The organism is Marinobacter sp. EhC06 (genome assembly GCF_001650915.1).
Lineage (GTDB): Bacteria > Pseudomonadota > Gammaproteobacteria > Pseudomonadales > Oleiphilaceae > Marinobacter.
Genome location: NZ_LXYO01000023.1, coordinates 635,537 through 653,840, shown reverse-complemented (window position 1 = coordinate 653,840; position 18,304 = coordinate 635,537). Strand labels below are relative to the sequence as shown.

Below are 18,304 nucleotides of genomic sequence, written 5' to 3'. Positions count from 1 at the left end.
GGCGCCTCAATCCGGTGTCATAGGCCGGTCGGAATACCGGGTGTGAATGAAACACTGCCGCTGGATTTCATCCGATACACGATAGACCTCGGAACGGATGTCGCACAACAGCTCCGCCAGGGCCTCACAGGCTTTGTCCGGGCGCTTGCGCTCAAACGGATGCAGATCAAGCGCCTGAAGCCGCTGCAGCGATTCGTTCAGGTCCGGGGGAAACAGTTGACCGGTTTTCCGGCCCATCTCCGGCAGATCCTTCTGCAGCTGCCGCAGCTGGAACATCACCGAATGGGGGTTGCTCGCGTCGATCACAAGGGTATGGACTACGCCCAGAAGTTCCGGTGTCCGGCGGTATCGGGTGCGGTAGGTCACTTCCGAGTTCGCCACCTCCAGCAGCCACTCAAGCATGGCGTGGCGGCTGAAGCGGTCACTGAACAGTGGCACGCAGATCAGGGTACAGAGATTGGCAAGGCGCTCCAGACGCCGACCGATGACCAGGAAAACCCAGCTGGCGTCCCGGGTGATGTCATCCATGGCAAAGCCTGCCAGTGAGATGCAGTCCAGCAACACCAGATTCAGCGCCCGGATTGACTGGTCCGGCGTGGTTGGCGCCGGGCTCAGAGGCTTGCCCACCCGATTGAGCGTGTGCCAGTTGTCGGAGGACAGCCGGTCCCGGACCTGACTGGCATTGAACAACAGGGCCTGAAGGATGGACGCGATCGAGCCCGGAAACTTGAGATCGCTGACCGCCCTGAGCAACATTCCGGGAAGCGGCTCCGGCACCGCATCTTCTTCCGGTTCCGGAAGCGTTCCGAACTGCTCGGCTGCCTGCTGCAGCCCGAGCAGGGCTTCCTCACTGGCCTGATCGTGGCCCGACAGGCGGTTGAACGCCGCCCGCAATAACCGGGCAGTCGCCTCGGCCCGCTCCGAGTGCCGACCCATCCAGAACAGGTTTTCCCCCACCCGGGAGGGCGTGTCCCGCTCGCCGTCGAGCAGGTCAGATACCTGCAGCCGTTTCTTGATCAGGGATTTGGAGGGAGCCGTATAGCGGGCCTGCACCCAGGTATCCTTCGACAAGCCACCCCGTTGCATGGAGATAACCTCCACGCCCTCGTCCATGGCTACCCGGGTCAGCCCGCCGGGCATAACCCGCCAGCCGGAGGGCGTGGCCGCAGCGAACAGCCGCAGGCCGATGGACCGGGTTGCCAACGGCTGGTCCCGCTCGCCCTTCCAGACTGGCGCCTGGGAAAGGTGCACCAGCTCCTGCCCGACAAAGGCATGGGGGTGGGCATGCATCTTCTTAATCAGGGCGTCCCGCTCTGCGCCCCTCACCTGATAACCGAACACCGGCTCCATTCGCATGCTCGCGAACGCCGGCTTGATCACCAGCTCGTCCAGGTGCTCGATGACATAGTCCAGGGCCGGTTTCTCGCCACACCACCAGGACGCCACTGACGGCATGGCCAGAGGTGAGCCCAGCAACTTCTTGGAAATCTCCGGCAAAAAGCCGAATAGCGCCGCACTTTCAAGAACCCCGGAACCCAGGGCATTGGCCATCAGCACCTTGCCTGCCCGCACCGCCCCCAGCAGCCCGGGAATGCCAAGCACGGAATCGGCGCGAAGCTCCAGCGGATCACAGAAGCCATCATCCAGCCGGCGATAAATGGCGTGTACCCGCCGCAGCCCCTGGAGCGTTTTCAGGTACACCGTGTCATCACGCACGGTCAGGTCCTGGCCTTCAACCAGGGGCAAGCCCAGGTAGCGGGCAAGGAACACATGCTCGAAATAGGTTTCGTTGAAACGGCCGGGGGTCAGAAGCACACACAGCGGCGACTCGGTTCCCGCTGGCGACATGCCCGCCAGGCTGTTCTGGAAACCCTGGAAGAATTCCGAAAGGTTGGTCACCGGCAGGTTGTGGAATGGCGCCGGGAAGGCCCGGGAAATCACCAGCCGGTTCTGCAGTGCATAGCCCGCGCCGGAAGGCGCCTGGGTTCTGTCCGCCATCACCCACCAGCCGCCGTCCGGCGCACGCGCCAGATCCACGGCATACAGGTGCAGGAACCGGCCATCGGCTGGCTCAATCCCCTGACAAGGCCACTGGAAACCCGCCTGACCATAAACCAGGGCGGGGGGCATGAGGCCTTCTTTTAACAGCGACTGCTCGCCGTACAGATCGGCCAGAACGCTGTCCAGAAGTTCTGCACGCTGGGCGACCGCTTTCGATAGCCACTGCCACTCATCGGCGCCCAGGATCAGGGGAAGCAGATCCACTTCCCAGGGCCGGGAATCTCCACGAGGGTCCTCGTAGACGTTGTAGGTTACGCCGTCTTCGGCAATGGCATTGGAAACAGCCTGGGCCCTGATATTGAGGCTGTCGACTGACTCAAGGTTGAGCTGCTGCAGCAATGGCCGCCAGTGGGACTTCGGTCCGGAGCCCATGGAGCCAAGCTCATCGAACCGATCCGGCACCGGGTGGTACTGGCGGAGGATGTCAGTTACTGCGTGCTGCTTCGCCACCTTGAATACAGGCTCCGTTAGTCAGTGAGCTGGAAGCATAGCCGCTTTCTGCTCTCCGGAGCCAGCATCAAACCACACGTCCAGGCATCTTATTTGTGATATCGCAGATCCAGGGTAAACGGAAACTCCCGATGCTCCGGAACCGGCCGCAGGGGTTGTTGTCCTGAGCTGTGACCCATCCGGAAGAAACGCGCCATACGCCGGCCTTCGGCCTCGAACGAATTCACCGGCAGAGTCTCGAAATTCCGGCCACCGGGGTGGGTTACGTGGTACTCGCAACCCCCGAGGCTGCGTTCGTTCCAGGTATCCACGATATCGAACACCAGCGGGCCATCCACACCAATGGTTGGATGCATGCACTGGGACGGCTGCCAGGCCCGGTAGCGCACACCCGCAACGAATTCTCCCACCATGCCGGTGGCCTGCAGCGGCAATGGCACCTGATTGCAGGTGATCTGATAACGATCCGGCGCAGCGCCACGAACCTTCACCTGCAAGCGCTCCAACGAGGAGTCTACGTACCGGGCCGTGCCGCCAATAGCGCCATGCTCGCCCGTGACATGCCAGGGCTCCAGAGCCGAGCGCAGTTCAAGGGTAATGCCCTTGACCTTGTAGTCGCCGATCCGGGGGAACCGGAATTCGAAATGGGGCGCGAACCATTCGCTCTCAAGCGGGTAGCCCTGCGCTTTCATGTCGTCGATGACGTCCTCGAAATCCTGCCAGACATAGTGCGGCAGCAGGAAACGATCGTGCAGTTCTGTGCCCCAGCGAACCAGTCCGGAAGGCTTGTAGGGTTGCTCCCAGAATCTGGCCACCAGCGCCCGCAACAGCAGTTGCTGGGTCAGGCTCATCCGGGCATGGGGCGGCATCTCGAAGGCCCGCAATTCCAGCAACCCGTGGCGCCCACCGGGGCCGTCCGGGGAATAGAGCTTGTCGATACAGAATTCCGCCCGATGGGTATTGCCGGTCACATCCGTGAGCAGGTCCCGGAGCAGCCGGTCCACCACCCAGGGCGCGACTTTCTTGCCCACCGGGCACAGCCGCTCCATCTCCCTGAATGCCAGTTCCATTTCGAACACGTGATCGTTGCGGGCTTCGTCGATTCTCGGCGCCTGGGAGCTGGGACCGATAAACAGGCCGGAGAACAGGTAGGACAGGCTGGGGTGGTTATGCCAGTAACTGATCAGGCTGCGTAATAGGTCCGGACGTCGCAGGAAGGGCGAATCCTCTGCCTTCTGGGCGCCCAGGACGAAATGGTTGCCACCACCGGTGCCGGTATGGCGACCGTCCATCATGAACTTCTCGGAGGTCAGCCGGCACTCGTAGGCGTCGGCGTACAGGGATTCGGTCTGCTCCACCATTTCGTCCCAGGTCCGGACCGGCTGCACATTCACTTCAATGACACCCGGGTCCGGGGTGATCCGGAAATGGGTGATCCGGGGGTCCGAGGGTGGCTCGTAGCCCTCCAGCAATACCGGTTGCTTGAGCTCGGCGGCGGTTTTCTCGATGGCTGACACCAATGCCAAATAGGGCTCAAGCTCCTCCAGCGGCGGCATGAAAACACGGAGAATGCCATCCCGGGGCTCCACGCACAGGGCCGTTCGGACAATCTCCGGTGCCGACTTTCCTTTTTTCGGCGGCTCCAGTTCCGGCGATGCCTGCCCGGTCTGTCCCCGGCTGTTCCATTGCCGGATCTCCTCGCTGGCGGGCAAAGGGCCACGGGGCGCAAAGGGGTCCTGCTCGTGTATCCAGGGGTAATCGGCTTCTTCCACCCAGGGCTGGCTATCCAGGGGCAGACGGTGGCCCATGGGAGAACCGCCCGGAATCAGGTAACAGCGCTCGCTGCGCAGGAACCAGGGGCCCGTCTCCCAGGCCTGTTCCTTTTCGGAGATGCGCAGAGGGAGCACGTAGCCAACGGGCTCATCCAGACCCCGGCTGAAAATCTGCTGGAGCTGCTTGCGCTCCAGGGCATTCTCGAGTTTGGCATCAAAAGGATCGACGTTGACCGGCAGCCGGCGTTCCCGCCACAGGTAATAGAAGGCATCCTCAAATGCCGGGAACAGCTGTTCTTCATCAACGCCCAACTGTGTCGCCAATCCCTGCAGAAACCGGTGGGCCGCTTCCGGAGTTGCCTTGCCCGCCGTACGTTCATCCGCCAGCCAACGCTCATCGTGCCAGATCGGCTCGCCATCCTTGCGCCAGAAACAGTTCAGGGACCAGCGGGGCAGCGGCTCTCCCGGATACCACTTGCCCTGGCCGAAGTGCACCAGCCCGCCAGCACCATACCGGTCCCGCATCCGGTGATAGAGCTCAATGGCTTTCTTGCGCTTGGTGGGGCCCATGGCCTCGGTGTTCCACTCAGGCTCGTCGCGGTCATGATTCGCCACGAACGTGGGTTCGCCGCCCTGGGTCAGGCGCACATCCAGCTCCGTCAAACGCTGGTCCACGTCATGACCCAGCCCGACGATGCGTTGCCACTGGTCCTCGGTGTAGGGTTTGGTCACCCTAGGTGCTTCCCAGATACGCTGGACGCTCATCTGGTGCTCGAACTCGACTCCGGACTCCTCCACCATGCCGGTAATCGGGGCCGCGGAGGACGGATCGGGGCTGCAAGCCAGCGGAATGTGCCCTTCCCCAGCAAACAGACCGGAGGTCGGATCCAAACCGATCCAACCCGCGCCGGGCAGGAAGACCTCGCACCAGGCGTGCAGATCGGTGAAGTCTTCCTCAGCGCCAGACGGGCCGTCCAAAGCTTTCTGGTCCGCTTTGAGCTGAATCAGGTAACCGGAGACGAACCGCGCCGCCAAGCCCAGGTGACGGAGCGTCTGAACCAGCAACCATGTGGAATCCCGACAGGAGCCGGAGCCTTTTTTCAGGGTTTCTTCCGGGGTCTGTACACCCGGCTCCATCCGGATCAGGTAGTCGATTCGATCGGCAACACGCTGGTTCACACCCACCAGGAAATCCACACTGGGGGTTTCCGTGCGGTCGATAGAGGCCACCCATTTCCGGAACTCCGGCGTCTCCGGCAGTTTCTGCAAATAGGGTGCAAGCTCTGCGGTCTGCCATTCCTCGTAGTCGAAGGGAATGGTCTCCGCCCGGGGTTCCAGGAAGAAATCGAACGGGTTGATCACGGCCATCTCGGCAACCAGATCCACCGTGATCTTCAGCTCGCCCGTTTTTTCCGGGAACACCAGACGGGCCAGATAATTGGCCTGCGGGTCCTGTTGCCAGTTCAGGAAGTAACCGTCGGGCTCAACCTTCAGTGAATAGCTCAGAATCCGGGTTCGCGCGTGCGGACAGGGACGCAGACGAACGATCTGGGGCCCCAGGGTGATCGGGCGCTCATAGCGATAGTGGGTGGTATGGCTCAGGGCAACATGAATCGACATGGAACCTATCTCGCGGGCGAATAGAATTGGGAGTTTCAGGCTGTCTCGTAGACAGGAAACCAGGTCTCTGCAATGTCGTCGTGAAGCTCACCGATCTCCAATTGCAGGTTTTCCAGGAACAGGATCACGTCTTCCTTGCGGATCAGTGCATCCACGTCGCCCTCCCGGGTATGACGTACTGCCTGCAATGCCGTGCGTAACGGAATCTCGTTCCTTGGCAGACGGCCCAGGGCACCGGCCACTTCGCTGAGGCTGTGCAGTACCGACCGCGGGAACGGCTCGTTCTGTAGCAGGAAGCGAATGACCAGAGGCCCGCTGACCTTACGCCGCACGTTATGACGGTACATCTGGAAAGCACTCTGATAACGCAGCACGCTGGTCCACAACAGCCCGCCATAGGTTTCGGTGCCATCCCAGCCATCCAGGAACTGCAGAGCGCCGACTTCAATCTGCCGCGTGGCCATGTCCGCCCGCTCAAGGTTTCGTCCAACCCGGATAAAGTCGTACCCCGTATCGTGACTCATACATCCGGCCAGCAAGCCATTGAGCATCTGGCAGCGACCCACAATCTCGTTCAGAAATTCGTATCTCGCCCGTTTACCGATCCCCTGGTCTATGTGCTCCAGAATGTACCGGTACAGCTCGTTGATCACCTCCCAGGCGTCGGTGGGGATCTGGTCCCGGGTGGTACGGACATTCTCCCGGGCGGCCTTGATACAGGAGGCTATGGAACTCGGGTTGTAACCATCCGCCATCAGAAACTTCACGCAGTTGCGTTCATCGGCCTTCTGATGGTGCTGATCAAACAACGCGCCCATGCCGGTAACCGCCACCAGTCCCTTCCAGGACAGCTGGGTTTCCCGGGGCATGTCCAGCGCCAGGGAATTGAAGGCCATGATCATCCGGGCGTTGTTCTCGGCCCGCTCAAGGTATCTGGCCATCCAGTACAGTCGTTCCGCTACACGTGACAGCACATCAGTTCTCCTCGTCCACAATCCAGGTATCCTTGCTTCCACCGCCCTGGGAAGAGTTCACCACCAGGGAGCCTTTGCGCATCGCCACCCGTGTAAGCCCACCGGCCGTTACGTAGGTTCTGACGCCCTGCAAGACGAAGGGCCTGAGATCCAGGTGACGGGGCGCCAGGCCTTCGTCGCAAAGAGTCGGCGCCACGGACAGGTTCAGGGTGGGTTGGGCGATGTAGTTGCGCGGGTTCTTCTTGATCAGCCGGGCAAACTCGGTGCGCTGCTTCTTGGTGGAATGCGGCCCCACCAGCATGCCGTAGCCCCCGGACTCGTTCGCCGGTTTAACCACCAGTTCATCAAGGTGTTCGAGAACATACTCCTGGTCCTGCTTGTTCACACACATCCAGGTGGGCACGTTCGGGATGATGGGCTCTTCGTCGAGGTAATAGCGAATCATGTCCGGAACGAACGCGTAGATGACCTTGTCGTCGGCCACGCCGGCACCGGGCGCATTGGCCAAGCCAACCTTGCCGTTGCGCCAGGCTCGCATGAGGCCCGGCACGCCCAGGGTGGAATCGGCGCGGAACTCCTCCGGGTCCAGGAAATCGTCATCAATGCGCCGGTAGATCACATCCACCCGCTCAAGCCCCTCAACCGTGCGCATGTAGACACAGTCATCCTCGCCAACCACCAGGTCGGCCCCTTCCACCAGTTCGGCGCCCATGCGCTGAGCCAGGAAGGAATGCTCGAAATAGGCGGAGTTGAAAATACCCGGGGTCAGCACCGCAATTTTCGGATGGTCCTGGGGCCGGGGCGAAATCGAAGCCAGCATGTCGAACAACTGGTTGGTGTAGTCATCCACCGGGAGGATGTTGGTGTTGTCGAAAAGCTCCGGGAACACCCGCTTGGTCAGCTGCCGGTTCTCCAGCATGTAGGAGACGCCCGAGGGAACCCGCAGGTTGTCCTCAAGGACATACACGGTGCCGTCTTTGTCCCGCACCAGATCCGATCCGCAGATGTGCGCCCAGACTCCCAAAGGCGGCGTGAACCCCCGGCACTGCTCGCGGAAGTTCTTGGAGTTGGCGAACACATACTTGGGGATGACCTTGTCCTTGACGATGTTCTGGTCGTTGTAGATGTCGTTGATGAACATGTTGAGGGCCGTCAGGCGCTGCGCCAGGCCCTGCTCGATGGTTTCCCACTCCCGAAGCGAAATCACCCGGGGGATGATGTCGAAGGGCCAGGCCCGGTCGATGTTTTCGCCCTCGCTGTAGATGGTGAAACTGATCCCCATCTCCAATATCGCCAGTTCAGCCGCCTGCTGGCGCGCCTGGATCTCCTCGGAGTCAAGGTTGCCCAGGTAGTCGGTAATCGCCGTGGCCGCAGGCCGGGGCTTGCCCTTGGCGGCAATCAGCTCATCGAAGAAGTCGTTGGGATCATAGTTTTTCCAGTCAATCGATTTGTTCTTTTTCATTTGGGGTCCTTTCGTTAACCACCGTGAGCTATTCGGTGTACCAGGCGGAGCTTCTCCACCACCGGAGCCGCCAGCACGAAGGGGTAGGCATCGTCATGCCCCATGCTTCGGTTCAGGCTGTTGAGCGCAAGCGTCAGGGGTAACCAGTGCTTGATCAGTGCATCGAAATCGTCGGCCTGGTAGGGATCAAACGCAGGGTCTGGTTCGCTGTTCATTACCGGGCTCTGGCGGGCGTTGACTCGCATCCCGAACTGCCAGGCGGTTTCCAATGTATCCACCATATGCAGGTAATGTGCCCAGGTCTCCGCCCAGTCTTCCCAGGCATGGCTACTGGCGTAGGCACTGATATACCAGCTTTGCCAGTCACCGGGCGGGCCGTACTGGTAATGCTGGTCCATCGCCTGTTTGTAGTCTCTGGTGTCGTCACCAAACATCTCCCGAACCGACCCAAGCCATGGCCCGGACCGCACCAGCAGGTCCCAGTAGTAATGACCCGATTCGTGACGGAAATGCCCCAGAACAGTGCGGTATGGCTCGGCCATCTGGCTGCGCCTCCGCTCCCGTTCCACCGGGTCGGCCTCGGCAATGTTCATGGTGATCACGCCATTTGCGTGGCCGGTTTTTACCTTCGACCGCTCATCAAACATCGCCGGCTGGTCCGCAAGAAAATCGAAGTTCAAGCCGTATTGGTCTTCCTGCCGGGGCTCGCAAGGCAGCTTCAGGCGCAACAATGAATAGACCAGGCGACGTTTCTCTTTCTCCAGCCGCACCCACAGATCGTGGTTCCGGAAGGTGCTCAGGTCGGGAATGGTGCGATTAAGACGGCAGGCAACGCAGAAAGCGTGTGAATCAGAGCCAGGCACCAGCCAGTTGCAGGCGCCCTGGTTCTGGTAGTTACCACATAGACGGTATTGATCGCTGGCGGTGACCTCTTCCCAGGTATCGTTACCCTTCGGATCGATCGCCACCAGATCCATCACATCCGGCGCGAAGCCAAGGTTTGCTCCGCAACTGGTACAGCAGCTGTTTTCGAAATAAAGCAGGTTGGCGCATCGGCCGCAGTGAAACAGCTTCATTGGGGGACATCCTTGGCCGATACCGGCAAGACCGTTGCTTCAAGTATTGGCTATCCGGGCCAAAACGCAACTTATCCACCGTTAAAAGCCGGCTGAAATGCCCCCGCTGCTCCGATGCTAGATGGCCATGGCAGGATCAACTCCGGCAACGCTGTCACTGGCGCCTTTACACAGATACCGCTCTGCGTCGAAGCGCCGCGTCTGGTTCCGGAACTGCCAGGTAAAACCCGGCCATAGGGTCGTGTTCTTACCGTTTTCGTTGACGTACCAGCTCTTGCAACCGGTCTGCCATACCGAGTCACCCAACTTCGCATGAATAGAAGCGTTGTAGCGGCTCTGGGCGTCCGGCTTCACTTCCATGCTGCTCCATTGCTGCCGGCGCATCTGTTGCAGGGCATCCAGCACGTACTGGATCTGACTTTCGATCATATACACCATAGAGCTGTGGCCGAGACCGGTGTTCGGTCCCATCAGCATAAAGAAGTTCGGGAAGCCACTGACGGTGGTGCCTTTGTAGGCTTCAGCGCCGTCCTTCCAGGCGTCCAGCAGGTCCTGGCCACTGCGCCCAAAGATCATGCCTGCGGGGATCGGGTCCTGGGCCCGGAAGCCGGTGCCGTAGATGATGCAATCCACCTGCCGCTCATTACCCTGGCCGTCGATCACGGTGTTGCCCTGCACCTCTCGGATACCCTCGGTCACCACATCGACATGATCCTGCGCCAGGGTCGGATAGTAGTTGTTGGAGATCAGTACCCGCTTGCAGCCAAAATGGAAATCCGGGGTAACTTTTTTGCGAAGCGCCTTGTCCGGAATCTGGTTGCGAATATGCCGGCGGGCCTGCAGTTCACCAAGCTTCAGAATACGGGGGTTACCCACAAAGCCCAGCACCCGGGCCTCGAGTGACCAGTAAATACTCTGACGGAAGGCATTGAGTGTTTGCGGGAACACCCGGAACAGCCGCTTTTCCAGCGGCCTGATAGCCCGATCCGGCTTGGGCATGATCCAGGGTGGCGTGCGCTGGTAAAGGTCCACCCTTGCCGCCTGCTTCGCCACCTCCGGAACAAACTGGATGGCCGAAGCACCGGTGCCGATCACCGCCACCCGCTTGCCGCGCAAGTCGTAGTCGTGGTCCCAGTCCTGGGAATGAAAACGCTTGCCAGTGAAGGATTCGATCCCTTTGATCTCCGGATAGGCCGGGGTGCTCAGCCCCCCCATCCCGGAAACAAGGATATCCGCCCTCAACGTGGTGAATTCCGGCAGCCCCTTATCGGAGCGATCCAACCAGTCTCCCGGCTTCACGCCCTTCTCCTGCATGTACGCCCACAGCGCCGGACTGTCACAGGTCTCAAGGGTCCACCACTGGCGGTTCTCGTCAAATCGCGCCCCGGCCACATGGGTGTTCAGCTTGATATGCTTCATCAGCCCGTACTTCTCGGCGCAGTGTTTCAGGTAAGCCTTTATCTCATGCTGCTGGGCGTACATCCGGCTCCAGTTCGGGTTCTGTTCGAAGGAGAAGGAGTAGAGTGCAGACTGCACATCACAGGCACACCCCGGGTAGTGGTTCTGGTGCCAGGTGCCGCCAATGTCGTCACTCTGCTCCAGGATCACGAAGTCGTTGTAACCGGCTTCCTTGAGTTTGATGGCCATACCCAGGCCGGAGAAGCCGGTGCCGATGATGGCGATCTGTGTGTTCTGTGTCATTGCTGCACTCCTGTGTTGGCCTTTTTGACCTTGTCTGTTGTTGTCTGGTTGGCCATGATGACTGGTAGACACATGTATACACAGGGAAGTAGACAGTCGTATACTGCCTGCTCGGTGATTGGCCTCGGTTGACTGGTACTTGGCCTTTACGGCGGGCTCTGATTGGGGGGCTGGTCATTTGTGGGAAGGGCTTCCAAAACACGCTCCTTGCGGCACATCCCTGTATAGAGGAAAAGATGAACGCATTAACCGGCGGAAAGCTGAAACTCATCCAGGCTGCGCTTAGGCTGATTACCGAAACCCGGAGCCTGACGTCGCTGGGACTGCGGGAGCTTGCCCGGGAAGCGGGGCTGAATCCGAATACGTTTTACCGACACTTCAAAAGCCTGGATGAATTCGGCCTGCAGGTATTGGGTTACATTGCCGAGGAGATGAAAGCCGGTGTCCGGGATCTGCGGCAGATGGCGGATTCTTCCGAACAGGCCTCGCGGGATACGGTGGCATTTGTGTACCACTACTTCCTGGCCAATCCGGCGGCAACGACGGTGGCCGTGAGGGAACTCCACGGCCCTTCCCCGATACTGCGCCGGGCCCTGGAATCACAGCTTGAAGCCAGTGCCCGGGAAATGGCCGAAGACATTATCGAGCGGCAACTGGTGAGCGCCGTGCCGCCCGAGACCATTCATGAAATCTCCCGCATGACCATCCGCTACATCCTTTTCCGGGCCATGGACTACATCGAGAAACCTGCCCAGCGCGAAACCATCCAGACCGAAACAGAACACTTCATCAACCGGCAATTCCGGGGTGCGATGCTTGATCACCTGTCGCAAACGGAAGTCGAACGCCTCGCCCTCAGGCAGAGCTGATATACCTCTGATAACTCCGCTTTCCGGGCAGATCTGGCAACCTGCACTAGTATGTAGATAACCAGAACAAGTGATTGATCGGGAAATCCGGAGGCAAACCAATAATGAAAATCGGTATCCCCAAGGAAATCTTTGAGGACGAGCGGCGGGTTGCCGCCACGCCACCCTCTGTTCACAAGCTAATCGGACTTGGTTACGACGTGATCGTCGAAGGCGGCGCCGGCGAGGCGGCGAATTACTCCGATGCGGCCTATGAGAAAGTGGGCGCAGCCATCGCAGCGGACACCAGCTCGCTGTGGAAAGAGGCGGACTTTATCCTGAAGGTCCGGGCGCCCATGGAGAATCCTGCACTGGGCAAACACGAAGCTGATCTGATGAAAGAGGGTGCGTTTCTGGTCAGCTACATCTGGCCGGCCCAGAATCCGGAACTGCTGGAAAAGCTGGCCGCCAGAAAGATCACGTCTTTCGCCATCGACAGCCTGCCCCGCATCAGCCGCGCCCAGAAAATGGACGCCCTCAGTGCCATGGCCAACATTGCCGGCTATCGGGCGGTGATCGAGGCGGCGAATCACTTCGGACGTTTCTTTACCGGGCAGGTAACGGCCGCAGGCAAGGTGCCACCGGCGAAGATCATGGTGATCGGTGCCGGGGTGGCAGGCCTGGCGGCGATCGGCGCCGCCAACAGCATGGGCGCTATCGTTCGAGCTTTCGATACCCGTCTTGAGGTGAAGGAACAGGTCGAGAGCATGGGGGCCGAGTTCCTAGTTCTGGACTTCGAGAATGAGGATGGCAGCGGCAGCGGTGGTTACGCCAAGCAGATGAGCGACGAGTTCATCAAGGCCGAGATGGCGCTGTTTGCGGAACAGGCGCAAGAGGTGGATATCATCATCACTACCGCCCTGATTCCGGGTAAACCGGCACCGAAACTGATCACCGCCGACATGGTGAAATCCATGAAGCCCGGCAGCGTGATCGTGGATCTGGCCTCCGAGCGAGGCGGCAACTGCGAACTGACCGAACCCGGCAAAGTCGCCCATCAACACGGCGTTACCCTGATCGGCTACACCGATCTGCCCAGCCGCATGGCCAAGGTGGCCAGTGATCTGTACGCCACCAACCTGGTGCACCTGCTCACCGAGCTGACACCGGAGAAGGACGGCCAGCCACTGGTGAACATGGAAGACGAAGTCATCCGTGGTCTGACGGTGGTGAACGAGAACGACATCACCTGGCCACCACCAAAACCTGAATCGCCGGTCAGCCCGAAGCCCGCACCGGGCACCGAGGAGCCTTCAGCCGAAGCAAAAGCCGCCGCCAAGAAGGATGCAGACCGTCGCAGCCTGATCGGCAAAGGCGCGCTGTTAGTGGTCACGGCACTGGCACTCTATGGAGTGGGCGCCCACGCGCCGGAAAGCTTCCTGCAACACTTCACCGTGTTCGTACTGGCCTGCTTTATTGGCTGGCAGGTGATCTGGAATGTGACGCCTTCTCTGCACACCCCCCTGATGAGCGTCACCAACGCCATCAGCGGCATCATCGTGATAGGCGCCATTCTTCATCTGGCCCAGGCGGAGAATATTGCCGTTGGCATCATGGCATTTGTCGCGGTGCTGATCGCCAGCATCAACGTGGGCGGTGGCTTTCGGGTCACCCATCGCATGCTCAAAATGTTCCGCAAGTAGGAGACGCCCGATATGAGCACAGGACTGGTGAGCGTGGCCTACGTGGTCGCAAGTATCTTGTTTATTCTCAGCCTGGGTGGCCTCAGCCACCAGGAATCGGCCCGGCGCGGTAATCTCTACGGCGTCGCCGGCATTATCATCGCGGTGGGGGCTACCCTGGCCAGCGTAGACGGAGGCATCACCGCCATCATCATTGCCGTGTTGCTCGGTGTCGGCATTGGCATCCCCATCGCCAACAAAGTGGAAATGACCCAGATGCCGCAGCTGGTGGCCCTGCTCCACAGTTTTGTGGGTCTGGCCGCGGTGCTGGTAGGCTTTTCCGGCTACATCGAGCCGCTGATTGCCACCTCCGGTACCGAGCACACCATCAAACTGGTGGAAGTGTTTGTCGGCATATTCATCGGTGCCATTACCTTCACCGGTTCACTGGTGGCCTGCGGCAAACTGGACGGCCGAATCGACAGCAAGGCGCTGACCCTTCCGGGCCGGCACCTGATGAATCTGGCAGCGATCATTGTCTGCGTCTTGCTCGGGGCCTGGTTCCTGGGTACTGAAAGCATGGCACTGGGTATTGTTGCCCTGATCCTGATGACCGCCATTGCCTCGGTCCTCGGCATTCACCTGATCATGGCTATTGGCGGCGCCGACATGCCGGTGGTGGTGTCCATGCTTAACAGTTACTCCGGATGGGCAGCCGCTTCCATCGGTTTCATGTTGGGCAATGACCTGCTGATTGTCGTTGGTGCCCTGGTGGGCAGCAGCGGTGCCATTCTCAGCTACATCATGTGCAAGGCTATGAACCGCTCGTTCATCAGCGTGATTCTCGGTGGCTTCGGCCAGACCAGCAGCAGCTCGGCCGCAGCCGATTCTGACCAGACGGTGCACGAATCCAGTGTCGATGACGTCTGTGAAGAACTACGTAACGCCCAGTCGGTAATCATCGTTCCCGGTTATGGCATGGCGGTGGCCCAGGCACAGAATGGCGTCAGCGAAATGACTAAAATCCTTCGGGACCGTGGGGTGAATGTGCGTTTCGGCATCCACCCGGTGGCGGGCCGCCTGCCGGGCCATATGAACGTGCTACTGGCGGAAGCCCACGTGCCCTATGACATCGTGCTGGAAATGGACGAGATCAACGACGACTTCCCGAATACCGACGTAGTGCTGGTCATCGGCGCCAACGACACCGTGAACCCTGCCGCCGCTGAAGACCCGGGCAGCCCGATTGCCGGCATGCCGGTGCTGGAGGTCTGGAAGGCCCACCAGGTGGTTATCCTCAAACGGGGCATGGCCACCGGTTATTCCGGGGTGGAGAACCCACTGTTCTTCAAGGACAACGCACGCATGCTGTTTGGCGATGCCAAGGAAAGCATCGACAAGCTGGTCAGTGGTCTGCGGGGCTAGAGGAAGGTCTGCGGGGCTGAAGGCAGCCCCGCGCCTGTTTACTTGGGGAGTTATTCGGTGGTGTTGTATACGTAGGACGACACGGTGCCGTCCTGGTTGAACCGAACCACCAGGTCGGTTGTTTCCGCTTCACCGAAGGCAGACCACTTGTACTTGCCATAGGTCCAGGTGCGTTTGCCGTCTTCGATCCCGGTGCGCCACGGCTCGCCGAACATCTCCTGAATATCGGCCCGGGTGGTTTCACCAATCTGGATCTGGTCCACATTGTGGGTGGCGAAGTCTTTCCCGACGGTCGCACAGCCCACCATGGCCGCCATCACCAAAACCACGCACAGCGTTTTAACCGAACCAATCATCGACATACGGATCCCCTCATATTCGGGTGAATTTCACCCATCATAGCGTGTCTATGAGCAGACGCGATTACGAAGACGACAGATTTAGCGAACACAAAAAAGCCGCAGGCCCGAGGACTCTGCGGCAGGTTTCGATCGTCCGATCGAAGGGGATAATCAATACAGCTTGGCGAGGGACTTCTTGGCGAAGGATTCCACTTCGTTCAGGCGGCCTTCTTTCACCTTGATCAGCCACTCTGGATCCTGCAGAAGCGCCCGGCCAACGGCAATCAGCTCGAACTCGTGGTTGTTCATCCGCTCCACCAGTTCATCGATTCCGGCTTTTTCAACCGCTTCCTGCTTGCTGGCAAAGGTGCCGCTGATGAAATCTTCGGTCAGCCCGACACTGCCCACGGACATGGTCGGCTTGCCGGAGAGCTTCTGGGTCCAGCCTGCGAGATTCAGATCCGAGCCTTCAAATTCCGGCTCCCAGAAACGGCGGGTGGAGGCGTGGAAAATGTCCACACCGGCTTCCACCAGTGGCTTCAGGAACCGTTCCAGTTCCTCAGGGCTATCAACCAGTTTGGCTTCGTAATCCTGCTGCTTCCACTGGGAGAACCGGAGCATGATCGGGAAGTCCGGGCCGACGCGGTGACGGACGGCTTCCACAATCTCCACTACGAAACGCAGTCGGTTTTCCATAGAGCCGCCGTATTCGTCCTCCCGCTGGTTGGTGCCTTCCCACAGGAACTGGTCCAGCAGGTAACCATGGGCGCCGTGAATTTCCACACCGTCAAAACCGAGCGCCTTTGCATCTTGGGCTGCATCAGCAAACGCGGTGACAACATCCTCGATATCTTCTTTACTCATGGCTTTGCCATTGGGCTTGCCAGGAGCAAACAGGCCAGACGGGCTGTAACCGGGAACAGAGGGATCCGGAGGCGTACCCTCCTTCCTGACGGCACCCACGTGCCAAAGCTGCGGGAAAATCCTGCCACCGGCCTCGTGCACTGCGTCGACGACGTTCTTCCAGCCTTCAAGAGCCTCGGTGCCATGAAAAGCCGGTACGTTCGGGTAACCATTGGCAGCCGGGTGATTGACGGTTGTGCCTTCGGTGATGATCAGGCCCACACCCGCCTCGGCACGGCGACGGTAATAGGCCACCACGTCCTCTCCCGGAACGCCATCCGGCGAGAAGTTACGGGTCATGGGCGCCATAGCCACACGGTTTCGTAGTTTGAGGTTATGGAGTTCAAACGGTTCGAAAAGCGGGCCAAGATTCATGGTCATGATAGTGTGCAACCTCACTAATTTGGTTTCGTAAAGCAACCCTATTAAATCTGGTTTTAAAATGCAACCCTATTCGGTACACTCCCGACATGGCCAGAAAACGTTTTGATGACTCCAGCTGTTCCGTCGCCCGCGCCCTCAATGAAGTGGGTGACTGGTGGTCCCTCCTGATTGTGCTGCATGCCATGTATGGCACCCGCCGGTTTGTGGATTTCCAACAGGAACTCGGCATTGCCAAGAATATCCTCTGCGACCGCCTGGCGCGGCTGGTGGACAATGAAGTTCTGCGCAAGGTCGATGTGGGCGAACACGGGTCTCGATTTGAATACCGCCTGACCGAAAAAGGCCGGGATCTTTTCCCGGTGGTGATCGCGCTTCGCCAGTGGGGAGATAAATGGAACCCCGCCCCGGATGAGGCTCCGCTGGACCTGCGCGACCGCGCCACCGGTCGCCCGATACACACGGTGGAAGTACAGGACGCCGATGGCCAGGCCCTGTCCATTCGCGATGTGTTTGTGCCGGAAGAAAGCCTGCCAGTCCGAAAAAAGAACTCGGCCTGACCATCCGCAAAAGCCGCAGTCGGCGCACCACCGTCCATTTTTTTGAGTTGTATCAATCCACTGATCAAACCCGCTCACCTGCCAGGGCATTCTTGCGCTAAATCAAGTTTCCATTTCCCGATGTCATTAATCTGCAGTCATCAACGATTCAGGTTAAGGAGATGGATATGTCCCGTACATTCAAACTTGGTGTTCTGGCTGCAGCGGTTATGGCTGCTGCTCCCGCTGTTCAGGCGTACGAAGCTGGTGATTTCATTGGCCGCGTTGGTGTGGCAACGGTTGATCCGGATTCTTCCAGTGGCAATCTCAAGTCCGAAGGCGTAGGCGAAATTAATGGCGCCAACGTCAGCGTTGATTCCAACAGCCAGTTGGGACTGACTGCAAGCTACATGCTGACAGACCAGTTCGCTGTTGGCGTACTCGCTGCGACTCCTTTCAAACACGATATTGAAGGCGATGGCGCAGTTCTGGGTGGTGCTGGCAAGCTGGCAGAGACCAAGCACTTGCCGCCGACCATCACGCTGCAATATTTCCCGATGCCCAGCGGTAGCAAATTCCAGCCCTATGTCGGTGCGGGCGTAAACTACACCAACTTTTTTGAAGAGAAGACAACCAGCACTCTTACAGGGGTCTATGACTCGGTTGCAGAAGCCAACCTCGGAACCCCCGCCGGCACGATTACCAGCACCGATATCGAGCTGGATGACAGCTTTGGTCTCGCGGCCGAAATTGGCTTCGATTACATGATTACCGAAAACGTGGGCATCAACGCTGCGGTATGGTGGATCGACATTGATACCGAAGCCACCATCAATGCCTACGCGGGTAATGCAGTCGCCGATACCAGCACTATCGACGTGGATATCGACCCCTGGGTCTATATGGTAGGCGTGTCCTACAAGTTCTGATCCCCGTGCCTCCGCCGGTCGCCACGGTCTGTTGGCTGGCGGAAGGTGCGTTTTCCTATGCGGGGCTTCTCCGGCCCCGCCTTTTTTTGCCTACCTGAAAACAGAAAAACGGAGCCGAAGCTCCGTTTTTATTAACTGCC

At 59.4% G+C, this 18,304-nt stretch carries 13 protein-coding genes; 5 read left to right on the top strand and 8 right to left on the bottom strand.

The annotated features are described in order from the left end of the window. Window positions 1–6 precede the first annotated feature (6 nt). The 6 genes from A8B84_RS12870 to A8B84_RS12845 all read right to left on the bottom strand — a co-directional run bounded on the left by A8B84_RS12870 (window position 7) and on the right by A8B84_RS12845 (window position 11,116). Window positions 7–2,433 (bottom strand): circularly permuted type 2 ATP-grasp protein, encoded by a 2,427-nt coding sequence (locus tag A8B84_RS12870; RefSeq protein ID WP_413772196.1) that lies wholly within the window; start codon window positions 2,431–2,433, stop codon window positions 7–9. Between the two features lie 167 nt (window positions 2,434–2,600). Further along, on the bottom strand, window positions 2,601–5,903 hold the full coding sequence (locus tag A8B84_RS12865; RefSeq protein WP_064229548.1) for a DUF2126 domain-containing protein: 3,303 nt from the start codon (window positions 5,901–5,903) through the stop codon (window positions 2,601–2,603). Window positions 5,904–5,938: 35 nt separating this feature from the next. After that, a complete protein-coding gene (locus A8B84_RS12860; RefSeq protein ID WP_064229547.1) occupies window positions 5,939–6,877 on the bottom strand; it encodes an alpha-E domain-containing protein in 939 nt (312 codons plus the stop codon). 1 nt (window position 6,878) lies between these two features. Further along, on the bottom strand, window positions 6,879–8,339 hold the full coding sequence (locus tag A8B84_RS12855; protein WP_064229546.1) for a circularly permuted type 2 ATP-grasp protein: 1,461 nt from the start codon (window positions 8,337–8,339) through the stop codon (window positions 6,879–6,881). A 14-nt stretch (window positions 8,340–8,353) separates the two neighbouring features. After that, on the bottom strand, window positions 8,354–9,415 hold the full coding sequence (locus A8B84_RS12850; RefSeq protein ID WP_064229545.1) for a putative zinc-binding metallopeptidase: 1,062 nt from the start codon (window positions 9,413–9,415) through the stop codon (window positions 8,354–8,356). Window positions 9,416–9,532: 117 nt separating this feature from the next. Continuing rightward, on the bottom strand, window positions 9,533–11,116 hold the full coding sequence (locus tag A8B84_RS12845) for a flavin-containing monooxygenase (protein ID WP_064229544.1): 1,584 nt from the start codon (window positions 11,114–11,116) through the stop codon (window positions 9,533–9,535). 236 nt (window positions 11,117–11,352) lie between these two features. Here A8B84_RS12845 and A8B84_RS12840 point away from each other — a divergent pair, with 236 nt between their 5' ends. From A8B84_RS12840 to pntB, 3 genes are all read left to right on the top strand, one after another. Then, window positions 11,353–11,985: a TetR family transcriptional regulator gene (locus A8B84_RS12840; RefSeq protein WP_064229543.1), complete on the top strand. Its 633-nt coding sequence runs from the start codon at window positions 11,353–11,355 to the stop codon at window positions 11,983–11,985. Window positions 11,986–12,089: 104 nt separating this feature from the next. Then, window positions 12,090–13,667 carry a Re/Si-specific NAD(P)(+) transhydrogenase subunit alpha gene (locus A8B84_RS12835; protein WP_064229542.1) on the top strand — a complete coding sequence of 526 codons (1,578 nt, stop codon included), beginning with the start codon at window positions 12,090–12,092 and terminating at the stop codon, window positions 13,665–13,667. Between the two features lie 12 nt (window positions 13,668–13,679). After that, complete coding sequence (pntB, locus tag A8B84_RS12830) at window positions 13,680–15,071, top strand: Re/Si-specific NAD(P)(+) transhydrogenase subunit beta (protein ID WP_064229541.1); 1,392 nt, start codon at window positions 13,680–13,682, stop codon at window positions 15,069–15,071. A gap of 50 nt (window positions 15,072–15,121) precedes the next feature. Here pntB and bamE read toward each other — a convergent pair whose 3' ends face one another. After that, the gene (gene bamE / locus A8B84_RS12825; RefSeq protein WP_082905181.1) at window positions 15,122–15,427 is read right to left on the bottom strand and encodes an outer membrane protein assembly factor BamE; all 306 of its coding nucleotides are present in this window, start codon (window positions 15,425–15,427) and stop codon (window positions 15,122–15,124) included. Window positions 15,428–15,583: 156 nt separating this feature from the next. Beyond that, window positions 15,584–16,696, bottom strand: coding sequence for an NADH:flavin oxidoreductase (locus tag A8B84_RS12820; RefSeq protein WP_064229539.1), 1,113 nt, complete (start codon window positions 16,694–16,696; stop codon window positions 15,584–15,586). 89 nt (window positions 16,697–16,785) lie between these two features. On the opposite strand from A8B84_RS12820, the gene A8B84_RS12815 reads away from it, so the two are divergent. After that, complete coding sequence (locus A8B84_RS12815; RefSeq protein WP_064229538.1) at window positions 16,786–17,256, top strand: winged helix-turn-helix transcriptional regulator; 471 nt, start codon at window positions 16,786–16,788, stop codon at window positions 17,254–17,256. 167 nt (window positions 17,257–17,423) lie between these two features. Further along, entirely contained in the window at window positions 17,424–18,164 is a 741-nt protein-coding gene (locus tag A8B84_RS12810; protein ID WP_064229537.1) for an OmpW/AlkL family protein, read from the top strand. The last annotated feature ends 140 nt before the right edge of the window (window positions 18,165–18,304 follow it).

Bases quoted from the DNA above. Each gene is read 5' to 3' on its own strand.
- A8B84_RS12850 (WP_064229545.1), bottom strand. From the start codon at position 9,415: ATGAAGCTGTTTCACTGCGGCCGATGCGCCAACCTGCTTTATTTCGAA.
- bamE (WP_082905181.1), bottom strand. From the start codon at position 15,427: ATGATTGGTTCGGTTAAAACGCTGTGCGTGGTTTTGGTGATGGCGGCC.
- A8B84_RS12835 (WP_064229542.1), top strand. From the start codon at position 12,090: ATGAAAATCGGTATCCCCAAGGAAATCTTTGAGGACGAGCGGCGGGTT.
- A8B84_RS12865 (WP_064229548.1), bottom strand. From the start codon at position 5,903: ATGTCGATTCATGTTGCCCTGAGCCATACCACCCACTATCGCTATGAG.
- A8B84_RS12815 (WP_064229538.1), top strand. From the start codon at position 16,786: ATGGCCAGAAAACGTTTTGATGACTCCAGCTGTTCCGTCGCCCGCGCC.
- A8B84_RS12840 (WP_064229543.1), top strand. From the start codon at position 11,353: ATGAACGCATTAACCGGCGGAAAGCTGAAACTCATCCAGGCTGCGCTT.
- pntB (WP_064229541.1), top strand. From the start codon at position 13,680: ATGAGCACAGGACTGGTGAGCGTGGCCTACGTGGTCGCAAGTATCTTG.
- A8B84_RS12870 (WP_413772196.1), bottom strand. From the start codon at position 2,433: ATGGGCTCCGGACCGAAGTCCCACTGGCGGCCATTGCTGCAGCAGCTC.
- A8B84_RS12820 (WP_064229539.1), bottom strand. From the start codon at position 16,696: ATGACCATGAATCTTGGCCCGCTTTTCGAACCGTTTGAACTCCATAAC.
- A8B84_RS12845 (WP_064229544.1), bottom strand. From the start codon at position 11,116: ATGACACAGAACACACAGATCGCCATCATCGGCACCGGCTTCTCCGGC.
- A8B84_RS12810 (WP_064229537.1), top strand. From the start codon at position 17,424: ATGTCCCGTACATTCAAACTTGGTGTTCTGGCTGCAGCGGTTATGGCT.
- A8B84_RS12855 (WP_064229546.1), bottom strand. From the start codon at position 8,339: ATGAAAAAGAACAAATCGATTGACTGGAAAAACTATGATCCCAACGAC.